The following is a 20,938-nucleotide window of genomic DNA, read 5'->3' on the forward strand; positions in this document are numbered from 1 at the left end:
ACGGTAGCGGCATGATAAACCCGTCGATCCGTCAAGTCATGGGGGAGTTCGACCCAGATTCGATCAATGAATAATCGTTTCGCATCCGATCCGTGATTGCGATCGGTCGGCGATGAAAGTGAACAACAACATTCATTATGGATTATTCTGTTACGAGATTCGATGAAATGGGCTTTCCCCGTGCCGGTTGGTGTGTTGCGCGGGTCGTAAACTTGAAGGTAAGGAAAGGGTAGGGGATCGGGGGGAAGTTAAGTGGTCGGCGATCTGGCTGATGCGTTCGACGCATCGTGCGCGCGTCTTGCCCGGCATTCGGGCATGATCGGCGACGCTCGCCGTCCCGCGCGATCCTGGCGCCGGCATGTCGTCGCTGCCGCGGCCGGGCTTGCGGCGATGTGCGGCGGCCTGATGCCGGCCCGCGCCTTTGCGTCCACCGGGTGCGATCAGATCAATGCGGGCGCGCTCAATCGTCAGGTGACCTATACCAATGGGTCGATCTCCGCCGCGAACACGAAGCTGAACGGCGCAACGACGGCCGCGACGATCCTGCGAACGACCCAGACCAGCGACCAGGTTTTCGGCACCGGCGCTTATTATCCGGATGCGACGACGACCTTTGCCTTTGCGGCCAACGACCAGATCACGCTCTCTTCATCGATCAGCGGCTTTTCGACCGGAACGAACGCCACCTCCAGCCTGCGGGTGGGTCTGCGGCGCGGCGTATCGGCGACCACCGGCTCGAATGTGGGCTACATCGTCACCTACACGAGCAACGCGACGCAGCCCAACGTCGATCTGACGATCTCCAACGAAACGGCGCTGGGCGTCCAGTTTACGATGGGCGGATCGACCGCGTCTGGCACAATCACCACCACGGTTACCTGCACGCCCGCGGCCAGCGCGCCGACGCTCGGCAGCTTCACCTATGGCAGCACCGTCGCCTACAACGCCGGCTCGGCGACCGCGACCAACATCGACGTCGCAACCGGCGGCAATGCCACCAACACCCCGACCGGCTATACCGTGTCGGACAGCGCGGGCGGCACCTATGGCGCGTCGGCGGCGACGGCCGGCGGCGGCACCGTCACGATCGCCAGCAATGGCGCCGCCGCCTACACGCCGCGCGTCGGCTATCGCGGCAACGACACCTTCTATGCGCGCGCATCGAACGGCGGCGGCACGTCCAATCCGGCGAGCGTCACGGTCAGCGTCGGCAACCCCACGCTCACCGCGACGCTGACCGGCAGCGGCGCGCGGCAGGGAGCTGCCTTGTCGGGCTATGCGGTGACGCCGGCGGGCGGCGCCTCGCCCTATACGTGCGCGCTTAACAGCGGATCGGCGGCGCCGCCCGCGGGCGTGACGCTCGCGACCAACTGCACCCTGTCGGGGACGCCGACCGTCTCGGGCACCTTCAGTTTCGCGGTCGACGTGACCGACAGTTCGGTGACCGGCGCGAACGGGAGCACCGCCTCGCCCTGGACGCAGAACAACGTCGCGATCGGCGGGTTCGTCATCGCCGCGCCCCTGCCGACGATCGCCGCGATCGCGCCCGCGGTCGGCCCGACCGGGCAGGGGACGTCGGTGACGATCACCGGCACCAACTTCACCGGGGCGACCGCGGTCACCTTCGGCGGCGTCGGCGCGTCGACGTTCACCGTTACCTCCGCGACGCAGATCACCGCCACCACGCCCGCCACCGTCACTGCCGGCGCGGTCGACGTCGTGGTGACGACGCCGGGCGGCGTGGCCACATCGACCAACGGCTTCCGCTTCAGCGCCGCGCCCGCGGCCCCGGTGGTGACCGCGCCCGCGAACGGCGCGACGACCGGCGCGACGCGGCCGACCTATACGGGCACGGCGGGCGCGAACCTGACCGTCACCGTCCTCGTCGACGGCGCCAGCATCGGCACGACGACGGCGAGTGCCGCGGGCAACTGGACGACGACGCAACCGACCGCGCTCGCCGCGACGTCGCACACCGTCGCGGCGCAGGCGACCAATGCCGACGGGCTGACCGGTCCCGTGTCGGCGTCGAACACCTTCACCGTCACGCCGGCGCCCCTCGCGAGCGCCTATACCGCGCCCGCGGTCGCCTATAATCCGGGCGGCGGCAGCGCGACGAGCTTCAGCATCGCCGCGAAGGCCAGCGGCAGTCCGACCGGTTTCGCGGTCGGATCGGCGGCGACCGCGCAGGGCGGCGCCGTCTCGATCACCAATGCCGGGCTCGTCAGCTACACCGCGCCCGTCGGCTTCCGCGGCAACGACAGCTTCACCTATACCGCGAGCAACGCGGGCGGCACGTCCGCGCCCGCGGTGGTGACCGTGCCGGTATCCAACCCGGCGCTGAGCGCGACCTTGAGCGGCAGCGGCACGCGCGGCGTCGCGCTCGGCGGCGTCGCGATCGCGGGGGCGGGCGGGCTCGCGCCGTACAGTTGCGCGACGACGCTCGTCTCGGGCGCGTTGCCGGCCGGCACCACGCTCGCCAGCGACTGCACGATCATCGGCACGCCCACCGCCAGCGGCAGTTTCAGCTTCACCGTCGGCCTCACCGATTCCTCGCAGCCCGCCTTCACGCAGACCAGCGGCACGCTGACGCTCGTCATCGCGGCGCCGACGCTCACGCTGACGCCGTCGACTCTGCCCGGTGCGACCGCAGGCGTCGCCTATTCGCAGGCGCTGTCGGCCGGCGGCGGCGTCGCGCCTTATAGCTATGCGGTGACCACCGGCGCGTTGCCGAGCGGGATCACGCTGGCGGGCGGGACCTTGTCGGGTACGCCGACGCAGGCGGGCATATACAATGTCACGATCACCGCCACCGACAGCGCGACCGCGGGCAGCGGCGGGCCGTATACGGCCGCGCGCAGCTACGCGCTGACAGTCGCCGCGCCGACGATCGCGCTGACGCAGGCGACGATCCCGGCGGGCACCGCGGGCGTCGCCTACAGCCAGACGCTGACGGCAAGTGGCGGCACGCCCGGCTATACCTATGCCGTGACCTCAGGCGCGTTGCCTGCCGGCGTCACGCTGGCCACGGGCGGCACGCTTAGCGGTACGCCGACCGCGGCGGGGACGTTCAACGTCACGATCACCGCAACGGATTCCAGCACCGGTTCGGGCGCGCCTTATTCGGGCAGCCGCGCCTACACGCTGACGATCGCCGCGCCGACGATCGCGCTCACGCCGACGACGATCCCCGCCGGCACTGCGGGCACCGCCTATAGCCAGACGCTGACTGCAAGCGGCGGCACGCCGGCCTATACCTACGCTGTCACCGCCGGTGCCTTGCCGGCAGGCGTGACGCTAAGCACGAGCGGCACGTTGAGCGGCACGCCGATCGGATCCGGCACGTTCAATTTCACCGTCACCGCGACGGATTCGACCACCGGCACGGGCGCGCCTTACACGGGCAGCCGCAGCTACGCGCTGACGATCACCGCGCCGACGGTCACGCTGACGCCTGCGATGATCTCGGCCGGTACCGCAGGCGTTGCCTATAGCGAGACGCTGACCGCGAGCGGCGGTACGCCGACCTATACCTACGCCGTCACTGCGGGCGCGCTGCCCGCCGGCCTGACGCTGAGCACGGGCGGGACATTGAGCGGCACGCCGACCGCGGCGGGGACGTTCAACGTCACGATCACCGCAACGGACTCGAGCACCGGTTCGAGCGCGCCTTATTCGGGCAGCCGCGCCTACACGCTAACCATCGCCGCGCCGACGATCACGCTGACGCCGACGACGATTCCGGCGGGCACCGCTGGCGCCGCCTACAGCCAGACGCTGAGCGCGAGCGGCGGTACGCCGACCTATACCTACGCCGTCACTGCGGGCGCGCTGCCCGCCGGCCTGACGCTGGCCACGGGGGGCACGCTGAGCGGCACGCCGGTCGGGTCCGACAGGTACAATTTCACCGTTACTGCGACGGATTCGACCACGGGCTCGGGTGCACCTTACACAGGCAGCCGCAGCTATGCCCTCACCATCGCCGCGCCGACGATCGCGCTGACGCAGACGACGATCCCGGCGGGCACCGCGGGCGTTGCCTATAGCGAGACGCTGAACGCGACCGGCGGCACGCCCGGTTATACCTACGCCGTGACCGCGGGCGCGCTGCCTGCCGGCGTCACGCTGAGCACGGGCGGCACACTGAGCGGCACGCCGACCGCGGCGGGGACGTTCAATGTGACGATCACCGCGACGGATTCGAGCACTGGTTCGGGCGCGCCCTACACAGGCAGTCGCAATTACACGCTCACCATAGCAGCACCGACAATCGCACTCACGCCGACGACAATCTCCGCCGGCACGGCTGGCACCGCGTACAGCCAGACGCTGACAGCGAGCGGCGGCACGCCGGCCTATACCTACGCTGTCACCGCCGGCGCGCTGCCTGCGGGCGTGACGCTCGCCACGAGCGGCACGCTGAGCGGCACGCCGGTCGGGTCCGGCACGTTCAATTTCACCATCACTGCGACGGATTCGACCACCGGCGCGGGCGCACCCTATACGGGCAGCCGCAGCTACGCGCTGACGATCGCCGCGCCGACTGTCACGTTGACCCCGACGTCGGTCCCCGCAGGCACCGCAGGCGTTGCCTACAGCGAGACGCTGACCGCGACCGGCGGCACGCCCGGTTATACCTATGCCGTCACCGCGGGCGCGTTGCCCGCTGGCGTGACGCTGGCCACGGGCGGCACGCTGAGCGGCACGCCGACCGCGGCGGGGACGTTCAATGTGACGATCACCGCGACGGACTCCAGCACCGGTTCGGGCGCGCCCTACACGGGCAGCCGCGCCTACACGCTGACGATCGCCGCGCCGACGATCGCGCTCACGCCGACGACCATCCCCGCCGGCACCGCTGGCACCGCCTATAGCCAGACGCTGACCGCGAGCGGCGGCACGCCGGCCTATACCTACGCCGTCATCGCCGGTGCCTTGCCTGCCGGGCTGACACTGAGCACGAGCGGCACGTTGAGCGGCACGCCGGTCGGGTCCGGCACATACAATTTCACGCTCACCGCGACCGACGCGACCACCGGCACGGGTGCACCCTACACGGGCAGCCGCAGCTACGCCCTCACCATCGCCGCGCCGACGATCGCGCTGACGCCGACATCGGTTCCCGCAGGAACCGCGGGCGTTGCCTACAGCGAGACATTGACCGCGAGCGGCGGCACGCCCGGTTATACCTACGCCGTCACGGCGGGCGCATTGCCGGCCGGACTGACGCTGAGCACGAGCGGCACGTTGAGCGGCACGCCGACCGCGGCGGGGACGTTCAACGTCACGATCACCGCGACGGACTCGAGCACCGGCACGGGCGCGCCCTACACAGGCAGCCGCGCCTACACGCTGACCGTCGCCGCACCGACGATCGCACTCACGCCGACGACGATCCCGGCAGGCACCGCGGGTGTCGCCTACAGCCAGACGCTGACCGCGAGCGGCGGCACGCCGGCCTATACCTACACCGTGACCGCCGGTGCCTTGCCGGCCGGCGTGACGCTGTCGAGCAGCGGCGCGCTGAGCGGCACGCCGGTCGGGTCCGGCACGTACACTTTCACCGTTACCGCGACGGATTCGACCACCGGCGCCGGCGCGCCCTATGCGGGCAGCCAGTCGTATACGCTGAGCATCGCCGCGCCGACGATCGCCGTTTCGCCGGCCAGCACCCCCGGGGCGACCGTGGGCGTCGCCTATCGGATCTCGCTCTCGGCGACCGGGGGCACCGCGCCTTATGCATTCGTGGTCACCGCCGGTGCCCTGCCAGCGGGACTGACGCTCGCCGCCGACGGTACGCTCGGCGGGACGCCAACCGCGGGCGGGAGCTTCAGCTTTGCCGTCACCGCCACCGACGCCTCGACCGGCCGCTTCACCGGCACGCGCAGTTATATGCTGACCGTGGGCGCGCCGACGATCGCGCTCGCGCCCGCCTCGCTTCCCGCCGGGACGGTGGGGGCCGGATATAACAGCAGCATCACCGCGAGCGGCGGTACGCCGATCTATACCTATGCGGTGACCGCGGGCGCGCTGCCCGCCGGGCTGACGCTGACGAGCGACGGCACGCTGTCGGGTACGCCGACCGCGGCGGGCAGCTTTACCGCGACGATCACCGCCACCGACGCCTCGACCGGCGGCACGCGTTACACCGGCAGCCAGGCCTATACGCTCAGCATCGCCGCCGCCGCGCTGTCGTTGCAGCCGGCGACCTTGCCGGCGGCGACCGCGCGCGCGGCCTATGCCGCCAGCGTCAGCGCGACCGGCGGCACCGCGCCCTACAGCTATCGCGTCTCCGCGGGCAGCCTGCCCGCCGGTGTGACGCTGGCGACCGACGGCACGCTGTCGGGCACGCCGAGCGCGCCGGGCAACTTCACCGTGACGATCGCCGCGACCGACAGTTCGACCGGGGCGGGCGCGCCCTTCACTGCGACGCGCAGCTACACGCTCGCCGTCGCCGCGCCGCCGCTGTCGATCGCGACGACGACGCTGCCCGCGATGACGGTCGGCCGCGCCTATAGCGCGACGATCGCGGCGAGCGGCGGCATCGCGCCTTATGGCTATGCGGTCACCGCGGGCACGCTGCCCACGGGTATAAGCCTGGCAAGCGACGGCACGCTGTCGGGCGTGCCGACCGCGGGCGGCAGCTTCGCCGTCACCATCACGGTCACCGACGGTGCGACGCAGAGCGCGGCGCAGGCCTATACGATCGCCGTCGCGGGTGCCGCCATCGCGATCGCGCCGACGACCCTGCCCTCGGCGACGCCGGGTCTTGCCTACAGCCAGACGCTGGCCGCAACGGGCGGCACCGCGCCCTACACCTATGCGATCACCACGGGCAGTCTGCCGGCCGGGCTGACGCTGGCGTCGAACGGCACGCTCGCCGGCACGCCGACCGCGGGCGGATCGTTCACCTTCGCGGTCACCGCCACTGATGGCTCGACGGGCAGCGGGCCCTATACGGGCACGCAGAGCTACACGCTCGCGGTGGGCACGCCGACGATCGTGGTCACCGGCACCGGGCTGCCCGGCGGCACGGTCGGCGCGGCCTATGGCGCGACGCTCGGCGCGAGCGGCGGCGTCGGCCCGTACCGCTACGCGGTCAGCAGCGGCGCGCTGCCCGCCGGCCTGACGCTGGTCAGCGACGGCACCCTCGCCGGCACGCCGACCGCGAGCGGCAATTTCCCCATCACGATCACCGCGACCGACAGTTCGACCGGGGCGGGGCCGTTCAGCGGCAGCCGCGCGCTCGTTATCGCCATCGCCGCGCCGACGATCGCACTGACCCCGGCGACGCTGCCGGCGGCGACGCCGGGCACCGCGTACAGCCAGACCCTGACGGCAGCGGGCGGCATCGCGCCCTATGGCTATGCGATCACCGCCGGCGCATTGCCGCCGGGCGTAACGCTGTCGACCAGCGGCACGCTCGCCGGCACGCCGACCGCCGGCGGCAGCTTCGCCTTCACGGTGACCGCGACCGACAGCGCGGGCGGCAACGGCCCGCACGGCGGCAGCCAGGCCTATACGCTGACCGTCGGCGCGCCGACGGTCGCGCTCGCGCCGACCAGCCTGCCCGCCGCGACCGCGGGCACTGCGTACAGCCAGACGCTGGGCGCCACCGGCGGCACCGCGCCTTATGGCTATGCGGTGACCGCGGGCGCACTGCCCGCGGGCGTCACGCTGGCGGCGAACGGCACGCTGTCGGGCACACCGACCGCGACCGGCAGCTTCGGCTTCACCGTCACTGCGACGGACAGCTCGACCGGCGCCGGACCCTATGCGGGCACGCGTGCCTACACGCTCCTCGTCAATGCCGCACCGATCGCGCTGGGCACCGCGGCGCTGCCCGCAGGCACCGTCGGCACCGCTTATGCCGGCGCCGTCGCCGCGACCGGCGGCGTCGCGCCCTATCGTTATGCGGTGAGCGCGGACGCGCTGCCGACCGGCGTGACGCTGGCGAGCGACGGCACGTTGTCGGGCACGCCGACCGCGAGCGGCACCTTCACCGCGACGGTCACCGTCACGGACAGCGCGACCGGGACCGCCGCCACCGCGAGCCGTGCCTATACGATCGCGATCGCGGCGCCGGCGCTGACGCTATCGCCCGCGACGCTGCCCACCGCGACGTCGGGTGCCGCCTACAGCCAGACGCTGGCGGCCGGCGGCGGCACCGCGCCGTACACCTATGCGGTAAGCGCGGGCAGCCTTCCCGCCGGGCTGACCTTGTCGTCGACGGGTACGCTCGCCGGCACGCCGACCGCCGGCGGCAGCTTCACGTTCACGCTGACGGCGACGGACAGCTCGACGGGCGCAGGCCCGTACAGCGTCAGCCGCGCCTACACGCTCGCCATCGCCGCGCCGACGGTGGTCGTCGACACGACGGCGCTGCCGGGCGCGACGGTGGGCACGGCCTATGCCGCGACGCTGGCGGCGAGCGGCGGCGTCGGGCCGTATCGCTACGCGGTGAGCGCGGGTGCGTTACCCGCGGGTGTGACCCTGGCGAGCGACGGCACGCTATCGGGCACGCCGACGACGGGCGGCAGCTTCGCGGTCACCGTCACCGCGACCGACAGTTCGGGCGGATCGGGTCCGTTCAGCGGCAGCCGTGCGCTGACCCTCACCGTCGCGGCGCCGACGCTGGCGCTGACGCCGGCGAACCTGCCAGCGGGGACGGTGGGCACGAGCTATGCCGCGACGCTCGCCGCGACGGGCGGCACGCCTGGCTACACCTATGCGGTGAGCGCGGGCGCGCTGCCGACCGGGGTGACGCTTGATGCCAAGACCGGCGCGCTGTCGGGCACGCCGACAGCCAGCGGTAGTTTCGCGGTGACGATCACCGCGACGGACAGCTCGACCGGCGCCGGCCCCTATAGCGCGACTCGCGCCTACACGATCGCCGTCGCCGCGCCGACGATCGCGATCACGCCGGCGAGCCTGCCGGCGGCAAACGTCGGCACCGCCTATGCGCAGACGGTGTCGGCGACGGGCGGCACGCCGGGCTATCGTTTCGCGGTGAGCGCGGGTGCGCTGCCGGCGGGAATCACGCTCGCGGCCAACGGCACGCTGTCGGGCACGCCGACCGCGGGCGGCCGCTTCGCCTTCACGCTCACCGCAACGGACAGTTCGACGGGCAGCGGTGGTGCGTTCAGCGCGTCGCAGGCCTATGTCTTGGCCGTCGACGCCCCCACGCTCGCGCTCGCGCAGGCGACACTGCCGGGCGGCAATGTCGGCAGCGCGTATAGCGCCAGCGTCGCCGCGACGGGCGGCGTCGCGCCCTATCGCTATGCGGTGAGCGCTGGCGCGCTGCCGGCCGGCGTCACGCTCGATGCGGCGACCGGCACGCTCGCCGGCACGCCGACCGCGGGTGGCAGTTTCGCCTTCACGCTGACGGCGACGGACAGTTCGACGGGCGCAGGGCCGTACAGCGTCAGCCGCGCCTATACGCTCGCCGTCGCCGCCCCCACGCTCGCGCTCGCGCAGGCGACGTTGCCGGGTGGCAACGTCGGCAGCGCGTATAGCGCCAGCGTCGCGGCGACGGGCGGGGTCGCGCCCTATCGCTATGCGGTGAGCGCGGGCGCGCTGCCGGCAGGCGTCACGCTCGACGCGGCGACCGGCACGCTCGCCGGCACGCCGACCGCGGGCGGTAGCTTCACGTTCACGCTGACCGCGACGGACAGTTCGACGGGCGCAGGCCCGTACAGCGTCAGCCGCGCCTATACGCTCGCCATCGGCGCGCCAACGGTGGTCGTCGACACGGCAACGCTGCCGGGCGCGACGGTAGGCAATGCCTATACCGCGACGTTGTCGGCAAGCGGCGGCGTCGGGCCGTATCGCTATGCGGTGACCACAGGCGCCTTGCCCGCGGGCGTAACGCTGGCGACGGACGGCACGCTGTCGGGCACGCCGACGAAGGGCGGCAGCTTCGCGATCACAGTGACGGCGACCGACAGTTCGGGCGGTTCGGGGCCGTTCAGCGGCAGCCGCGCGCTGACGTTGGTCGTCGCCGCGCCGACGCTGGCGCTGACGCCGGCGACGCTGCCGGCGGGGACGGTGGGCGCGAGCTATGCCGCGACATTGGCCGCGACGGGCGGCACTCCGGGCTACACCTATGCGGTGAGCGCGGGCGCGCTGCCGACCGGGGTGACGCTCGATGCCAAGACCGGCGCGCTGTCGGGCACGCCGACAGCCAGCGGTAGTTTCGCGGTGACGATCACCGCGACGGACAGCTCGACCGGCGCCGGCCCGTATAGCGCAACCCGCACCTATACGATCGCCATCGCCGCACCGACGCTGACGCTCGCCCAGGCGACCGTGCCCGGCGGTACCGTCGGCACCGCGTACAGCGCCAGCCTCGCGGCGAGCGGCGGCGTCGCGCCCTATCGCTACAGCGTCAGCACCGGCGCATTGCCGGCGGGCGTCACGCTCGACGCAGCGGCCGGCGCGCTTGCCGGCACGCCGACCGCGGGCGGCGACTTCACCTTCACGCTGACCGCGACCGACAGCTCGACGGGCGCAGGCCCCTATAGCGTCAGCCGCGCCTATACGCTGGCGATCGGCGCGGCGACGGTGGCGATCACCACCGCGACGCTGCCCGATGCGACCGTTGCCGCGGCCTACAGCCAGACGCTCGCCGCCAATGGCGGTATCGCGCCCTACAGCTATGCCGTGACCGCGGGCAGCCTGCCCGCTGGGCTGGCGCTATCGCCGACCGGCACGATCGCCGGGACGCCGACCGCGAGCGGCAGCTTCACCGTCACGATCGCGGCACGCGACGCATCGACGGGGGCCGGGCCCTATGCCGGGACGCGCACGCTGACGCTCGCGGTACGCGCGGCGGCGGTGTCGATCGATACCGCGGCGCTGCCCGATGCGACGGTCGCCGCCGCCTACAGCCAGGCGCTTGCCGCGAGCGGTGGCGTCGCGCCGTACAGTTATGCGGTCAGCGCGGGAACGTTGCCGGCGGGGCTGACGCTGTCGCCGACCGGCACGCTGTCCGGCACGCCGACCGCCGGTGGCCGCTTCACCGTCACCGTCACCGCGACCGACAGTTCGGCAGGTGCGGGGCCGGCGAGCGCGACGCGCGTCTACACGCTCAACGTCGCGGCGCCCGCGATCGCGCTGACGCCGGCGACTTTGCCGGCGGCGACGACGGGCGCCGCATACAGCCAGACGCTCGGCGCGGCGGGCGGAATCGCGCCGTACAGCTACGCGATCACCGCCGGCGCCTTGCCGACCGGGCTGACGCTGTCGTCGACCGGCACGCTGTCCGGCACGCCCACCGTCGGGGGCAGCTTCGCGTTCACCGTCACCGCCAGCGACACCGCGACGGGCAGCGGCCCGTACCGCGGTACGCAGGCCTATACCCTGGTCGTCGGTGCGGCCGCGATTGTCGTCGATCCCGCGCCGCTTGCCACCGCGACCGTGGGCCAGCGCTATGCCGCGACCCTTTCGGCAAGCGGCGGCATCGCGCCTTATCGCTACGCGGTGAGCGCAGGCGCGCTGCCGGCGGGCGTTACCCTGGCCGGCGACGGCACGCTGTCGGGCATCCCGACCGCAGGCGGCAGCTTCGCGGTCACCATCTCCGCGACCGACAGTTCGGGCGGTTCCGGGCCGTTCAGCGCCACCCGTGCGCTGACGCTCACCGTCACGGCGCCGACGCTGGCACTGACCCCCACCGCGCTCGCCGACGGGCGCGTGCAGCAGGCCTATGGCGCCAGCCTCTCCGCGTCGGGCGGCACCGCGCCCTACAGCTTCGCGGTCACCGCCGGCGCATTGCCGACCGGTGTGACGCTGGCGGCGAACGGCACGCTCGCCGGCACGCCGAGCGTGTTCGGCACCTTCGCCTTCACCGTCACCGCGACCGATGCCTCGACGGGCAGCGGGCCCTATACCGCGGCGCAGGCCTATCGCCTGGTGATCGCCGCGCCCGACGCGCCGGTCGCGGGCGCGACGAGCCTGTCGGTCGCTTATGGCGCCGGGCCGACGATCGTCCGACCGGTGCTCACCGGCGGCACCGCCACCGCGCTGGCGATCGCGACGCCGCCGCAGCACGGCACCGCGACGGTCGACGGGCTGACGCTGCGCTACGCGCCCGCCGCCGGCTATTTCGGGGCGGACAGCTTCGCCTATACCGCGAGCAACGACGGCGGCACCTCGGCGCCCGCGACGGTCAGCGTCACCGTCGCCAAGCCGGCCGCGCCGACCGCGGCGGACCGCGACGGCATCGCCGTCGCCTACGCCAGCGCGGGGACGAGCATCGATCTCGCGACATCGATCACCGGCGTCGTATCGGGCGTGACGATCACCACGCCGCCAGCACACGGCAGCGCGTCGGTCAGCGGCACCATCGTCACCTACGTCCCCGCGAACGGCTATTTCGGTGCCGACAGCTTCGGCTATGCCGCGACGGGACCGGGCGGCACCTCCGCCCCGGCGAGCGTGCGGCTGACCGTCGCCGCGCCGCCACCGCCGGCGGCCAAGCCGGGGGCGGGCAGCGTCGCGGGCTCGACGCAGGGCGGGACCCAGGTCGGCATCGACCTCGGCGCACTGGTCGACGGCGTCACCACGGGCGTCGAGATCGTCGTCCAGCCGCAGCACGGCACGGTGACGCTGAGCGCCGCGCCGGCGGGCAATGCCGTCGCGCTCGGCGGCCGCGATGCGGCGACCGGCGTCATCTCGACCGCCGCGACCGGGGGCCGCTACACCGCGACCTACACGCCGGCCGCGGGCTTCGCCGGGGTCGACAGCTTCCAGTTCGTCGCGGTCGGCCCCGGCGGGCGCTCGGCAGCGGCGACGGTGACGATCACCGTCCTCGGCACCGCGCCCATCGCGCAGAACAAGGTGGCGAGCATCGGCGACGGCCAGCAGGTGTCGATCGATCTCACCGCCGGCGCGGTCGGCGGGCCGTTCACCGCGGCGCAGGTAGTGAGCGCCAGCCCGGCCGGAGTCGCGCAGACCGCGATCGTCGCGACGGGCGCCGGCTACCGCCTCGACGTGACGCCCGCGAACCGCTTCGGCGGGACGCTCGCGATCCGCTACACGCTGACCAATGCGTTCGGCACGTCGACGCCGGCGACCGTCACGGTCACCGTCGCCGCGCGGCCCGACCCCTCGCTCGACCCGACGCTGCGCGGGTTGAGCGATGCGCAGGCGGAAAGCGCCCGTCGCCTGACGCGCGCGCAGATCGACAACTTCATGCGCCGCGCCGAGACGCTGCATGGCGGTGGCGGCCGCGCGGGCGTCTCGATGGGAACGCGTCTCAACGCGCTCGGTATCGGCGGTACCGGGGTCGCGAGCGGCCAGTCGTTCGGCGAGCGGATGCTCCATCCGGGGGCGACCAGCCCGCGCGACGATCTCGATCGCCGCTCGGAACTCGCCGCCGCGCTCGACGGCGCCGCGCCGGGTGCGCGCACGATCGGCCGCCATGCCGCCGGCGCACCCGCCGCGACCGATACGGCCGCGGACCCAGCGGACGCGACCGACGGCACGAAGGGTGGGCGCCGGATCGGCGCGCCGGGGATCTGGTCGGGCGGTTCGGTCGACGTCGGCACGCTCGACGCGCGAGAGGGCCGCAGCAAGATCACCGCAAGCACCGCGGGTCTCAGCGCAGGCGTCGACGTCCGCGTCGCGCCGGGGGTCACGCTCGGCGTGGGCGGCGGCTATGGCAACGAGGCGAGCCGGATCGGCGGCGATGCGGCGCGGCTGCGCACGCACGGCACGATGGCGGCGGCCTATGCCAGCGTCACGCCGGTCGACGGCACGTTCATCGACGGCATGATCGGGCGCGGTGACCTCGACATGCGCCTCCGGCGCCTGGTCGCGCAGACCGGCGGGGTCGCGGTCGGCGATCGCAAGGCGGACCTGGTGTTCGGCGCGCTGGCGGCGGGGATCGATCGCAGCGCACGGACGCTGCGCTGGTCCGCCTATGGCCGGTTCGAATATATGCAGGCCGATCTGGCGGCCTATCGCGAAACCGGCGCGGATCGCTACAACCTTCGCTTCGACGCACGCCGGCTACGGTCGCTGGGCGGGGTGCTCGGCGGCCGGATCGAGGGGCTGTACCGCACCACGTTCGGCGCGATGATGCCGCGGCTGCGCGCCGAATGGCGGCATGAATTCGCCGACGCCGATCCGCAGCTGCTCGATTACGCCGACATCGCCGGCCCGGCCTATTACCGCCTCGACACGCTCGGCTGGAGGCGCGACCAGTTCCAGCTGTCGATCGGGACGCGGGCGGCGCTGCCCGACGACTGGCTGCTCGATCTCGACCTCGGCGTATCGGCCGGGCAGGGGCAGCGCTCGGGCACGGTGCGCGTCGGTATCGGCAAGGGCTTCTGACGCCGGAACCGTCTGCCACCCCCGATCGTCCCCTTCGGCACGATCGGGGGCGGCGGAGAGGCGGCGGCATCATGCGGACGGGCGAAGGCAATCGGGACGAGGCGGCGCCGCGCCCGCCGCGCCGCATACCCCCGCTGCTCGGCGGGCTTGCCGTCATCGCCGCCGGCCTCGCGCTGATGCTGGCGGCGGGCTATGCGACCAGCCGCTGGCCCTTCGCTTTCGACCGCGCGATCCTGGTCGGCCTGCGCCACTGGCACGGACCGGCCTGGATGCCCCGGGTCGCCGCGGACATCACCGCTTTGGGCGGCGGGGTGATCCTCACCATCGTCGTCGTCGCGGTCGTCGGGCTGCTGATCGTCCAGCGGCTGTGGCTCACCGCGCTGGCGACCGGGGCGGCGAGCCTGTCGGCGGGGATGATGGTCGATGTCATCAAGGGGCTGGCGGTGCGCGCGCGGCCCGAACTCGTGCCGCATCTCGTCGACGCCACCGGCTACAGCTTTCCGAGCGGCCATGCCGCGTCGAGCGCGTGCATCTACCTGACGCTCGCCGTGCTCGGCGGGCAGGTGACGCCGCGGCGCAGCGTGCGCCGCTATCTGCTCGTCGTCGCGGTGCTGCTCGTCGGCGCGATCGGGTCGAGCCGCGTCTATCTCGGTGTCCACTGGCCGAGCGACGTCATCGCCGGGTGGAGCTTCGGCACGCTCTGGGCGCTCGGCTGGTGGATCGCCACCGCGAACGCCCGTTGCACGATCGCCGACGAGCGTTAGGCCGTCCGTTCGGCGAGCCTGCGCTCCCAGGCAAGCGCATCGCGCACGATCGTGTCGAGCTCGTCGCGCTGCGGCCGCCACGGCAGCGCGGCGAGGATCGCTGTGTTGTCCGCGACCAGTTCCGCCGGATCGCCTACACGGCGCCCTTCCAGCCGGCGCTCGATCGTCATGTTGGTGACCCGGTCGACCGCGTCGAGCACCTCGAGCACCGAAAAGCCGCGCCCGTAGCCGCAGTTGAGCACATGGCTCTCCGCCGGCCGCGCGACGAGCAGTTCGAGCGCGGCGACATGCGCCGCGGCAAGGTCGCTGACGTGGATATAGTCGCGCACGCCGGTGCCGTCGCGCGTCGGAAAGTCGGTGCCGTAGACGCCGACATGCCCGCGCTTGCCCGCCGCCGCCTCGACCGCGATCTTGATGAGATGCGTCGCACCCACCGTCGACTGGCCCGATCGCCCCTGCGGGTCCGCGCCGGCGACGTTGAAATAGCGAAGCGCGCAATAATTGATCGGATGCGCCGCGGCGACATCGCGCAGCATATATTCGGTCATCAGCTTCGACATGCCGTACGGATTGATCGGTGCCTTGGGATCCCCCTCCGCCACGGGTACCCGCTCTGGCGTGCCATAGGTCGCCGCGGTCGAGGAGAAGATGAAGTGCGGCACGCCGCCCGCCACCGCGCTTTCCAGCAGATCGCACGTCGCGGCGGTGTTGTTGCGATAATATTTGAGCGGATCGCTCACCGATTCGGGCACCACCACCGATCCGGCGAAATGCATGATCGCGCGCACGTCGTGGTCGCGGATGACGTCGCGGATCGCCGGGTCGGCGACATTCATCGTCACCAATGTCGCGCGGGGATCGACCGCCCAGTCGAACCCGGTGACGAGATTGTCGACGACGACCACCTGATAACCCGCATCGCACAGCGCCAGCACCGCGTGGCTGCCGATATAGCCTGCCCCGCCCGTCACCATCACCTTGCCGTCGATCGTCATCTGTCGGTCCCCATCCGTCCGTTGCGCCGCGCTAGCCGCTTCCTATCTTGGAGGCAAAGGAGACATCCAACATGACGGATTATGCGACGCTCGCGGGCGGCTGCTTCTGGTGTACCGAGGCGGTGTTCAAGGACGTGATCGGCGTCGAAAGCGTCGAAAGCGGCTATATCGGCGGGCATGTTCCCGATCCGACCTACAAGCAGGTGTGCGGCGGCGACACCGGTCATGCCGAGGCGATCCGCGTCGGCTACGACCCTGCCCAGATCAGTTACGCCGATCTGCTCGCGATCTTCTTCGCGACGCACGACCCGACGCAGCTCAACCGCCAAGGCAACGACATCGGCACGCAATATCGCTCCGCGATCTTCCCGGCGGACGAGGCGCAGGCCGCCGAGGCGCGCGCCGCGATCCAGCGGGCACAGGCCGATCAGTCCGCGCCGATCGTCACCACGATCGAACCGATGGCGGAGTGGTATCCGGCGGAAGGGTATCACCAGGATTATTGGGAAACCTCGGGCCGGTCGAACCCCTATTGCATGGCGGTGATCCCGCCTAAGCTGCAGAAGCTGCGCAAGAGCTTCCAGGCGCGCTCGAAGGCGGCGTCGGTCGAGGCGTAACGAAACAGGTCGTCACCCGGGACGGTTCGCCGGGTGACGGCCGGGATCAGCGATGCGCCGCGCGGCGCAGCCGGTCGTTGATCGCTTCGCCCAGCCCGTCCGCCGGGATCGGCGCCACTGCGATGGCGCGCGCGTCGCTCGCGTCCGCGCGGTGCAGCGCGTCGAACAGCCGCGCCGCCGCTTCGGTCAGGTCGCCCGCCGCCGACAGCGTCTCGTTCCCCGCGACCGCCCCGAAACCGATCAGCCATTCGCCCTCCGCTGCCGCCAGCGCGTCGAGGCGCAGCGGCTTGACCGGCGCGTAATGGCTCTTGAGCTGCCCCGGCGCGGTGACGCTGCCCCCCTCTGCCCGCCGCTCCACCGCGAAGGGCAGGTCACCCATCGCGATCGGCCCGGGGCGCAGCAAGGTACGCCCTGCAAGGATCGTCGATTCCAGCCCCGCCTCGGTCGGCCCGTCGTCCAGGATCAGCCCGATCTGCGCGCCGAGGCTAGACGCGACATGCGCCGCGCGCGTCGGGCTGATGCCGTTGCTGGCATTGGCGGACGGCGCGGCCAGTGGCCGCCCGCTCGCCGCCAGCACCGCCTGCATCGCGCGGTGGCGCGGCACGCGGATCGCCACCGTCGGCAATCCCGCGGTCACCAGCGCCGCGATCGGCGCGCGTTCGCGCAACGGCAGCACCAGCGTCAGCGGCCCCGGCCAGAACATCGCCGCCAGCATCCGCGCATCGTCGTCGAACACCGCCAGCGCCGCCGCCGCCGCCACATCGGGGACATGGACGATCAGCGGGTTGAAGCTCGGCCGCCCCTTGGCGGCATAGATGCGTGCGACGGCGTCCGCGTTCGTCGCATCCGCGGCGAGGCCGTAGACCGTCTCGGTCGGCACTGCGACGGGTTCGCCCGCGGTGATTCGCGCCGCGGCTTCCGCGACCGCAGCCATGCCGTAGCGTAAGATTCGCGGTTTTGAATCGGCCATGTTCGGTGCCTATAAACAGCGCATCCAAGGAGAGAAACATGACCTTCCGCCCCGCCGTCGCCGACCAGCGTTTCGTGCTGGAGCACGTCGTCCGGATCGACGAGCTCGCCCACACCGATCGCTTCGCTGCCGCCAGCCCCGACGTCGTCGATGCGGTGCTGGAGGGGGTCGGCCAGTTCGCCGCGGGCGAATGGGCGCCGCTCAACCGCGAGGGCGACACCGTCGGCGCGAAATGGGCGCCCGACGGCGTCCACATGCCGGAAAGCTTCATCAAGGCGTATCGCGATTACGTCGAGGGCGGCTGGGGCACGATCGGCGTGCCGGAGGAATGGGGCGGGCAGGGGCTGCCGTTCGCGATCCAGACCGCGGTGCTCGACACGCTCGGGTCGGCGAACATGGGCTTTGCGCTCTGCCCGACGCTGACCGTCGGCGCGATCGAGGCGCTGATCCATCATGGTACGCCCGAGCAGCAGGCGACATACTTGCCGCATCTCGCCACCGGCGCGTGGACGGGGACGATGAACCTCACCGAGCCGCAGGCGGGCAGCGACGTCGGCGCGCTGCGCGCCACCGCGACCCCGCTCGGCAACGACAAATGGTCGATCAAGGGGACGAAGATCTACATCTCGTTCGGCGACCACGACATGGTGGACAATATCGTCCACCTCGTCCTCGCCCGCACGCCGGGTTCGCCGCCGGGCACGCGCGGGATCAGCCTGTTCCTCGTCCCCAAATACCGCCTCAACGCGGACGGCACGCCGGGCGACTTCAACGACGTGCGCGTCGTGTCGATCGAGCACAAGATGGGCCTCCACGCCTCGCCCACCTGCGTCCTGTCGTTCGGCGACCAGGACGATTGCGTCGGCGAGCTGATCGGGCCGGAGCATGGCGGCATGCGCGCGATGTTCACGATGATGAACAACGCCCGCCTCAACGTCGGCCTGCAGGGCGTACAGGTCGCGGAAGGCGCGACGCAAAAGGCGGTCGGCTATGCGCTGGAGCGCGTGCAGGGCGCGCGCGACGGCCAGCCCGCGCGTATCGTCGAACATCCCGACGTCCGCCGCATGCTGCTGCGCATGACCGCGCAGACGCAGGCGGCGCGCGCGATCGTCTATTATGCCGCGGGCCAGGTCGACCGCGCCGCGCTCGGCGATGCGGCGGCGAGGAACCGGCTGGAGATCGTCACCCCGCTCGCCAAGGCGCACGGCACCGATATCGGCAACGAAGTCGCCAGCCTCGGCATCCAGGTCCATGGCGGCATGGGCTTCGTCGAGGAAACGGGCGCCGCGCAATATTTCCGCGATGCGCGCATTACGCCGATCTACGAAGGCACCAACGGCATCCAGGCCGCCGACCTCGTCGGCCGCAAGCTCGGGCTAGATAACGGCGGTGCCTTCGCCGCGCTGATCGCCGACATCCGCGCGGAGGCGCAGCATGGCGAGCTGATCGCGCTGACCGACGCGGTCGAGGCGATCGGCCGCCGCCTCGCGACCGCGGAGGCGGACGACAAGCTCGCCGCCAGCTATCCGTTCCTGACGATGCTGTCGGTCGCGACCTGCGGCTGGCTGATGGAGCGGCAGGGGCGTCTCGCCACCGGCGCCGACGAGGCGCAGGCGCTGAAGCGCGCCGCGGTGCGTTTCTACCTCGACCAGATCGTCCCCGAAGCGCTCGGCCTGCGCGCCGCCGCAACGGCGAGTGCGGACGTGCTCTATGCAGTGCCGGCAGAGGCGTTCGCCGCGTAGCCCAATCCTCCCCTGCACCTGCAGGGGAGGGGGACCGCCGCCGAAGGCGGTGGTGGAGGGGCAGCCCCAAGCGATGTCGCCCGTGGCTGCCCCTCCACCACCAGCCTATCGGCTGGCGGTCCCCCTCCCCGCGAAGCGGGGAGGATTTGGGCGCGGCCCGTCTTGCAACCTCGGCCATTACCCCCGAATAGCCCGCCCATGTTCGACCTCGACGCCTATCTCGCCCGCATCAACCTTCCCGCCCGCGTCACGCCCGACGCGGAGGGGCTCGGCCGGTTGCAGCGCGAACATCGCCTCGCCATCCCGTTCGAGAATCTCGACGTTCGGCTCGGCCGCGGCATCGCGATCGACGGCGCCTCGGTCTTCGCCAAGCTGGTGACGGGCAAGCGCGGCGGCTATTGCTTCGAACAGAACCGGCTGTTCCTCGATGCGCTGGGGCAGCTCGGGTTCGACGCCCGGCCGTTGCTCGCGCGCGTCTGGCTGGGCGCGACGCCGGGCACGGACGCGCCGCCGCCGCTGACGCATACGTTCAGCCTGGTGACGATCGACGGGCAGCCATGGATCGCCGACCCCGGCTTCGGCGGCAGCTACGCGCCGGCCATGCCGTTGGCCGACGGGGCGGAGACGAGCGCGCCGGACGGGGCGCGCTTCCGGCTGGAACGCGATGGCGTCGACGGGTGGATGCTCTACCGCGACGGCGCGGCGGGATCGACCGACGGGCGCGGCGCGGGCGAGGGGTGGCAGCCGCAATATGGCTTCACCACTGCGCCCGTCTTCGACGCCGACCTCGCGCTGTCGAACCACTGGACTGCGACGTCGCCCGACAGCCGCTTCACGCAGTTCGCGATCGCCAGCATCGTGCTGCCGCACGGGCTCGCCGGACTCACCGACCTGCGCTACCACCGCCGCGCCGGCGCGGACGAGACGATCGCGGAGATCACTGATCCGCGCGTCTATCGCATGCGCATGAGCCTGATGTTCGGGATCGACCTGACCAGGGAAGAGGTCGAGGGGCTGGGGCTGTTCTAAGCGCCCCCGCAAGCACCTCTATCGTCATTCCCGCGCAGGCGGGAATCCAGACGCGCAGGTCCTAGCACGGGCCGCACCGTCAGCGTCACTGGATTCCCGCCTGCGCGGGGATGACGCTATCGCTCAGACCCGCTCGCGCTCCAGCAACTCGCCCGCGTCCAGCCCGAGCAGATCGATATAGTCGCGGATCCGCGGCCATTGGTTCTTGACGAAATTGTCGCATTCCGCGCGGCGGAGCTTTTCCGCCGCGCCGGGCAGCACGAACATGCCGACGCCGCGCCGCACCTCGACATAGCCGTCGTCCTGGAAGCTCTGATACGCCTTGGCGACGGTCAGCGGGTTCGCGCCATGCTCCGCGGCAAAGGCGCGCACGGAGGGAAGCTGGTCGCCGGTGCGGTAATCCCCGCGCAGGATTCCCGCCGCGATGGTGCCGCGCAGCCGGATGTAAACCGGGCTGTCCTCGTTGCTGAGCGCTGTCATGCTGCTT

8 protein-coding genes are annotated in these 20,938 nt (G+C 71.9%); 5 read left to right on the top strand and 3 right to left on the bottom strand.

Features of this window, described 5'->3' with window-relative positions; genetic code table 11:
- Positions 1 to 315 precede the first annotated feature (315 nt).
- On the top strand, positions 316 to 14,334 hold the full coding sequence (locus tag DM480_RS07840; protein WP_198665920.1) for a putative Ig domain-containing protein: 14,019 nt from the start codon (positions 316 to 318) through the stop codon (positions 14,332 to 14,334).
- A gap of 71 nt (positions 14,335 to 14,405) precedes the next feature.
- Positions 14,406 to 15,098: a phosphatase PAP2 family protein gene (locus tag DM480_RS07845; RefSeq protein WP_115378336.1), complete on the top strand. Its 693-nt coding sequence runs from the start codon at positions 14,406 to 14,408 to the stop codon at positions 15,096 to 15,098.
- Here DM480_RS07845 and galE read toward each other — a convergent pair.
- A complete protein-coding gene (gene galE / locus DM480_RS07850; protein WP_115378337.1) occupies positions 15,095 to 16,093 on the bottom strand; it encodes a UDP-glucose 4-epimerase GalE in 999 nt (332 codons plus the stop codon). The two genes, DM480_RS07845 and galE, sit on opposite strands and share 4 nt — an antisense overlap.
- A 71-nt stretch (positions 16,094 to 16,164) precedes the next feature.
- Here galE and msrA point away from each other — a divergent pair, with 71 nt between their 5' ends.
- A complete protein-coding gene (gene msrA, locus DM480_RS07855) occupies positions 16,165 to 16,710 on the top strand; it encodes a peptide-methionine (S)-S-oxide reductase MsrA (RefSeq protein ID WP_115378338.1) in 546 nt (181 codons plus the stop codon).
- 46 nt (positions 16,711 to 16,756) lie between these two features.
- On the opposite strand, the gene DM480_RS07860 is transcribed toward msrA, so the two are convergent.
- Complete coding sequence (locus DM480_RS07860; RefSeq protein ID WP_232834165.1) at positions 16,757 to 17,680, bottom strand: L-threonylcarbamoyladenylate synthase; 924 nt, start codon at positions 17,678 to 17,680, stop codon at positions 16,757 to 16,759.
- Positions 17,681 to 17,718: 38 nt separating this feature from the next.
- Between DM480_RS07860 and DM480_RS07865 the strand changes: the two genes are divergently transcribed.
- The gene (locus tag DM480_RS07865) at positions 17,719 to 19,422 is read left to right on the top strand and encodes an acyl-CoA dehydrogenase (RefSeq protein WP_115378340.1); all 1,704 of its coding nucleotides are present in this window, start codon (positions 17,719 to 17,721) and stop codon (positions 19,420 to 19,422) included.
- 198 nt (positions 19,423 to 19,620) lie between these two features.
- On the top strand, positions 19,621 to 20,451 hold the full coding sequence (locus DM480_RS07870; protein WP_115378341.1) for an arylamine N-acetyltransferase family protein: 831 nt from the start codon (positions 19,621 to 19,623) through the stop codon (positions 20,449 to 20,451).
- Between the two features lie 123 nt (positions 20,452 to 20,574).
- On the opposite strand, the gene DM480_RS07875 is transcribed toward DM480_RS07870, so the two are convergent.
- Positions 20,575 to 20,931, bottom strand: coding sequence for a GntR family transcriptional regulator (locus DM480_RS07875; RefSeq protein WP_115378342.1), 357 nt, complete (start codon positions 20,929 to 20,931; stop codon positions 20,575 to 20,577).
- Positions 20,932 to 20,938: the final 7 nt, after the last annotated feature.

This window comes from Sphingomonas sp. FARSPH (genome assembly GCF_003355005.1).
Lineage (GTDB): Bacteria > Pseudomonadota > Alphaproteobacteria > Sphingomonadales > Sphingomonadaceae > Sphingomonas.